Genomic DNA, 6,160 nt, shown 5'->3' with positions numbered 1-6,160 from the left:
TGAGCGGAGGTACGGGTGCTTATAACTATTCCTGGAATACGGGCGCCACGACAAAGGCTGTCAGCGGACTGGCAGCGGGAAACTTTACGGTTACCGTAAAAAACAGTGATGGCAGCGGCATTCCACAAACTGTTACAGTGACGTTGAATGAGCCTGCAGTGCTTACAACAAGCTTTACCACAACGCCCAACCGTTGCAACGGGGATGGTACCGGTGCCATTGACCTGACCGTAAGCGGAGGGAAGTTGCCCTATTCTTACCTTTGGTCGAATGACAGCACCACCGAAGACCTGTCCGGCATAAACGGCGGGACTTATTCGGCTGTGGTCACTGATGCCGGTGGCTGTATAGCCAATACCGGCAATATAACCCTGACCCAGCCTCCGGCGCTGAGTTTAACGGCAGTTGTAAAAAATATGAGCTGCAATGGCGGGTACCGCGATGGCAGCATCAGCCTGAATGTTTCGGGCGGCACCGGCACGCCTTCCTTTGCCTGGTCAAACGGGCTCACTGCATCGACCATCAACCTGCTTGGTCCGGATACCTATTACTGCACGGTTACTGATGCAAAGGGCTGCACGATTTCCACAGCCCAGACGGTTACCCAGCCTGATCCCATTGTGGCTGCCTTTACCACTACCGATGTCAGTTGCTACGGAGGAAATGATGGCTCGGCTTCGGTTTCGCCTTCGGGAGGAACGTCTCCGTTTAGCTATCAGTGGAATGACCCTTCAAGCCAGACCACTGCTACAGCCAGCGGGTTGAGCGCAGGAAATTATACGGTAACCTTAACCGATGCAAATAAATGCCTGCAATCCGATAGTGTAACCATTCAGCAGCCCGGCCAGCTTCAGGCCAGCCTGGGCAGTAAGCATGATATAAGCTGCTTTGGCGGGAATGACGGATCCATTCAGGTTTCTGTGAGCGGGGGCAAAGCGCCCTATTCATACTCCTGGACCAACGGAGCAACAACTCAAAATGTCAGCGGTCTGCAAGCAGGAGATTATACGGTTACCGTTAAAGATGTCAATAATTGCAGCACTTCCCTTATAGTAACCCTGGTGCAGCCGGCAACGAAAGTAAGCGTTGCTCTAAATACATTCTCCAACGTAAAATGTTACAACGGCAATGACGGCGCAATAAATGTTACAGTAACCGGTGGAACGGCTCCATATACCTATTCCTGGAGTGCAACCAGCGGAAGTGGTTTTGTTCAGGGACAGAAAGACCAGAATACCCTTACTGCCGGCACATTCCAAATTATAGCTGCTGATGTCCTCGGCTGCAGCGATACCCTTGCGCAAGCCATCGATCAGCCCGTAAAATTGGGCGTTCTTATTACCAAAAATAATGATGTCAGCTGCCACAACGGTTCTGATGGCAAGCTTACAGCTCTGGCTGACGGCGGCACTGCCGGTTATACTTATTCTATTTCGCCCGGAGCGACTGCAAACAGCGATGGCTTATTTGGCGGGCTCAGCGCAAATGATTATACCGTCACGGTGACCGATGCCCATAATTGCACTGCGGTAAGCCCTGAGGTAAATATAATTAATCCCGATACCCTGGTTTTTTCTTCCATTGATTCGACAGCGGTATCCTGCCATAATTTTTCCGACGGAAGCATCACTGCTGCGGCTGCGGGCGGAACGTCACCCTATACCTATACTTTAAACGGGGGAAGCAGCAATTCCACAGGGAAATTTGGCAACCTTACAGCCGGATCATACACGGTTGCCGTTATTGATGCAAAGGGATGCCAGGCTAGCCGTCCTGCTGTTCATGTGCTCAACCCGGATAAAGTGGTGTTGACACTGACTGATTCAAGCTCTGTGAAGTGCTACGGAAATTCGGATGCGAAATTGCAGGCTGCGGCTGCGGGCGGATCTTCCCCTTATAGGTTCACAATGAGCGGGGATACTGCAAGCAATACAAACGGTTTGTTCAGTAATTTGCCAGTCGGCTCATACAGGATAAATGTTGCTGATGCTAACGGCTGCAGGGATTCTGTGTCAAAAACTCTGGTCCAGCCTGCTCAACTTGGCGTTACGCTTGTGAAAGACAATGATATCACCTGTCATAATGCAGGCGACGGCAGGATAACCGCTTCTGCCACCGGCGGAACCACTCCTTATTCTTATGCTCTGGCTCCGGGCACTGTTAAAAATACAGATGGAATTTTCGGCGGGTTGAATGATAATTATTATATGGTGATTGTGACCGATGCCAACAATTGCTTTGCCGTAAATGACAAGGCTGTGCATGTGGTCAATCCTGACCCTGTAAGTGTGGCATCGCTTGATACGACTGCAATTACCTGCCACAATGCTGCGGACGGGATAATCAAAGCTGCTGCTGCAGGGGGCACTGCACCTTATGTTTATAAATTGAATAATGGTCAGGCTAATACTGACGGGCAGTTTACAAATCTGACTGAAGGTAAGTTTACAGTAACTATAACCGATGCAAATAATTGCCCGGGGGTACAGACCCGTACAATCACCTTCACCAATCCTGATTCTGTAAGTATTGTCTCTGTAGATTCGACCAATGTTACCTGTCAGAATGGGCCCGGAAGCATCACCGTTGTGGCAAGGGGGGGTACTTCACCGCTTACTTATTCAACCGGCGGTATCAGCAACCATGACGGCAAGTTCACCAACATGACTGCCGGGACTTATACGGTAACCGTTACGGATTCGAACAATTGCCCGCAGGCCGTGTCCAAACCTGTCAATGTGGTTGACCAGACTGTGATTCAGAATTTCAATATCATAGAAAAGAGCGTTATCAAGTGAAATAGGAGTGGTATAAAAAGAGGGGAATAATACTCGGATCCAAAAGAATTTCGCCACTACGTGACTATGACCGACAAAATAAGACCTAACAGGTTCTCAAAAACTGTTAGGTCTGGAAAGTTAAATCAAAAAAAATAAAACAGGATTTTTTTGACCCCGTTATGAGCCAACAACAACCCCTGTGTTTGGCATTAAAAAATAGAAAATCATCTTCATCATTGCCGTTGGCTTCAGCGAACGGTTAAAAAGAATGGCAATTTATCCGGCTTCAGCCAAATATTTAGTTGTTATTTCCAATATTCAATTTGGGCTAAAGCCCAACAAAATTCTGAATTCCTTTTCCCGTCAGCTGAAGCAGACGGCAATAATATAAATACCTACAATTTTAAAATATGTATTTTAATTCCGACAGGAAGATATGATGTTAGAAATGACATAATTTTTAAACATCATTATTATAATAAGTCACGAAGGTGAATGTTCCATGTATTTTTCTTTGCCTTTGGCTTTAGCCAACGGATAGGAGTGTATTTATATTCCGGCTTTAGCCAAAACATTTATCATTCTGGAACAGTAAAAATTTTTAAATATTTGGGCTAAAGCCCCCAAATTTCAAATATTCTCCATCCGTCAGCTAAAGCTGACGGCAATGAATGTCAAAATTGGGGACAATGAAAAGTTGAAGCTGATGAATATAACAACAAAAATTTATTATATTGATTAATTCCAGCTGATTTAATATTTATAGTTACAATCAGTTCACCCCTTCGGGGTTGAAGTCTTATCATATGTTTTTTTACAATCATGGCCGACCTTCACTTCTCCCTGATAAATCTGGGGTTTTGCACGGAAAACGCCGCTGGCGTTACATACAAAACCCGTACCCTGCTGAAAAAAATACTTGGCCGGTAAACGAAGCCATCATAAAGTGACCGTAACCGGATGATATCATCCCGGGACAACCAGGCGTTGCAAAGATGCTTCGGATGAAAATAAAATGCCTGATGCCGCAGAGCCGCTAGCGGTCAAATCTTTGTGGTCTGACAGCTAAAGTCGATCTAAGCTACGTAGTGGCGAAATTGAAAAACAAACCTTTTTCCAAATATGAATTTAGAATCCGGAACAAGAAAAGTTTCGCCACTAACGTGGCTTATTAAACTTGGTTGATACCTTTTCTACAAAGATTTTGCCACTAAGGGGCTATGACCGACAGAACAAAACCTAACAGGTTTTGTTCTGTTAGGTCTGAAAAGTTCTGATTGCTATTTATGATAAAAGCGAAACGGTTTATATTTCCAATAGAGAATTAAACGATTTGATAAGTAAAAAGAAATCTCTGTTCATGCCTATAAGATTTATTTTAAGGTCATTGAAAACTCGGCTCATCCGTGTTTTGTGTTTCCGGAAACATGCGATTCATGTAAAATTATATTGGGTTTAGCTGCATAGCAGCGACCTATTGGACTTTTCCTTTGAATAAATAATGTTTGTTGTATTCTGATTTTTTTGGTTTTGAACAGGTTTTGTCATATCCATTTGTAATCCATCATTTAGACTTGAACAGGTTAAATTTCCCCTTCCTTTGACAGAAAAAATAAGGTAAAATTTATTTATAGCATATTAAATTTATAGGTCACCGTTACGCGGCTTTGTGACCGCGCAATTTATGTATCTGTCTACAAATAGGTAGCCGCTATGCGGCTAATGCAAAATATTTTCACTTCTATTTGAAAACGTTTCATGCCTATATGATTTAGGTCGTATAGGATGCACATGTATTATATTATCTGGGGTGATCCGTCAGCTGACGGACCAATTCATTGGCGTTTTGCGATTCCGGAATTATGGCGTTTCGTTTAAATGTTCAATAAGAAATTTTAACTATTTGAACTTTGAACAACCTTGAACCCTATTGAACCACAACGGTCACAAGGTTTGCCATCAACCTTTCCTTTGTATAATCCCGTGGTTTTATTCCATCAGCTTTTTGTATCTGATTCTTCTCGGAGTTTCATCGCCCAGCCGTTTGCGGCGGTTTTCCTCGTATTCAGAATAAGAGCCTTCAAAGAAATAAACCTGCGAATTCCCTTCAAAAGCAAGGATATGGGTGGCTACGCGGTCGAGAAACCAGCGGTCGTGGGTGATGATGACCGCACAACCTGCAAAATCTTCCAGGCCTTCTTCCAGTGCCCGCAAGGTGTTGATGTCTATGTCATTGGTGGGTTCGTCGAGTAAAAGGACATTGGCCTCTTCTTTAAGCGTCAATGCCAGGTGAAGCCGGTTCCGTTCGCCTCCCGACAGCACCGCGCATTTCTTTTCCTGATCGGCGCCGGTGAAGTTGAACCGGGCCACATACGAGCGGGCATTAATTGTTTTGCCGCCCATCTGGATGATGTCGCTGTCGTTTGAGATAACCTGGTAAATGGTTTTCTCGGGATCGATGCTGGCATGAGCCTGATCGATGTATCCGATTTTCACAGTGTCGCCGATATTGAAAGTGCCGGTATCGGGTTTCTCCAGGTTCATGATCAGGCGAAAGAGGGTTGTTTTGCCTGCACCGTTGGGGCCAATCACACCTACAATGCCGGCAGGCGGCAACGAAAACTCCAGGTTCTCAAAAAGCAACTTGTCCCCAAAAGCTTTTGAAACCCCTTGCGATTCAATAACTTTAGAACCTAACCTGGGTCCGTTGGGGATGAATATTTCCAGCCGTTCTTCTTTCTGCTTTACATCTTCATTGAGCAATTTTTCATAAGCCGACAAACGAGCTTTTGCTTTGGCGTGGCGGGCTTTAGGAGCCATACGTACCCAGTCCAGTTCCCTCTGAAGGGTTTTCATGCGGCGGCTTTCGCTTTTCTCCTCCATCTCGAGGCGTTTGGCTTTCTGTTCAAGCCAGGAGGAATAATTGCCCTGCCAGGGGATTCCTTCGCCACGGTCGAGTTCCAGGATCCATCCGGCTACTTTATCCAGGAAATAACGGTCGTGTGTAACGGCAATCACAGTTCCCTTATATTGCCTGAGGTGTTCCTCCAGCCATTCGACCGACTCGGCATCAAGATGGTTGGTGGGCTCATCCAGGAGCAAAATATCCGGTTCGCGGAGCAGCAGGCGGCAGAGTGCTACCCTGCGGCGCTCTCCGCCCGAAAGGTTCTTCACCAGGGCATCGCCTTCGGGGCAACGAAGGGCATCCATCGCCCTTTCCAGCTTGGTGTCAAGCTCCCAGCCGCTGACATGGTCGATTTTTTCGGTAAGCTGTCCCTGAAGGTCCAGGAGCTTGTTCATCTCATCATCGGACATCTCTTCGGCAAACCGCTGATTTACTTCTTCATATTCCTTCAGCAAATCAATAACTTCCTGTACAC

2 protein-coding genes are annotated in these 6,160 nt (G+C 45.9%); one reads left to right on the top strand and one right to left on the bottom strand.

Going from position 1 to position 6,160, the window contains the following annotated elements; translation table 11 throughout:
• On the top strand, positions 1-2,798 hold a 2,798-nt coding region (locus tag Q8907_11235; GenBank protein ID MDP4274840.1), incomplete at its 5' end, for a SprB repeat-containing protein.
• Positions 2,799-4,769: 1,971 nt separating this feature from the next.
• On the opposite strand, the gene ettA is transcribed toward Q8907_11235, so the two are convergent.
• Positions 4,770-6,160: energy-dependent translational throttle protein EttA (gene ettA, locus Q8907_11230; GenBank protein MDP4274839.1), on the bottom strand; the 1,391-nt coding region annotated here is incomplete at its 5' end.

The organism is Bacteroidota bacterium (assembly GCA_030706565.1).
Classification (GTDB): Bacteria; Bacteroidota; Bacteroidia; order Bacteroidales; family JAUZOH01; genus JAUZOH01.
Note: the sequence above shows the minus strand (reverse complement) of the source record. Positions and strands in the feature narration are given on the sequence as shown.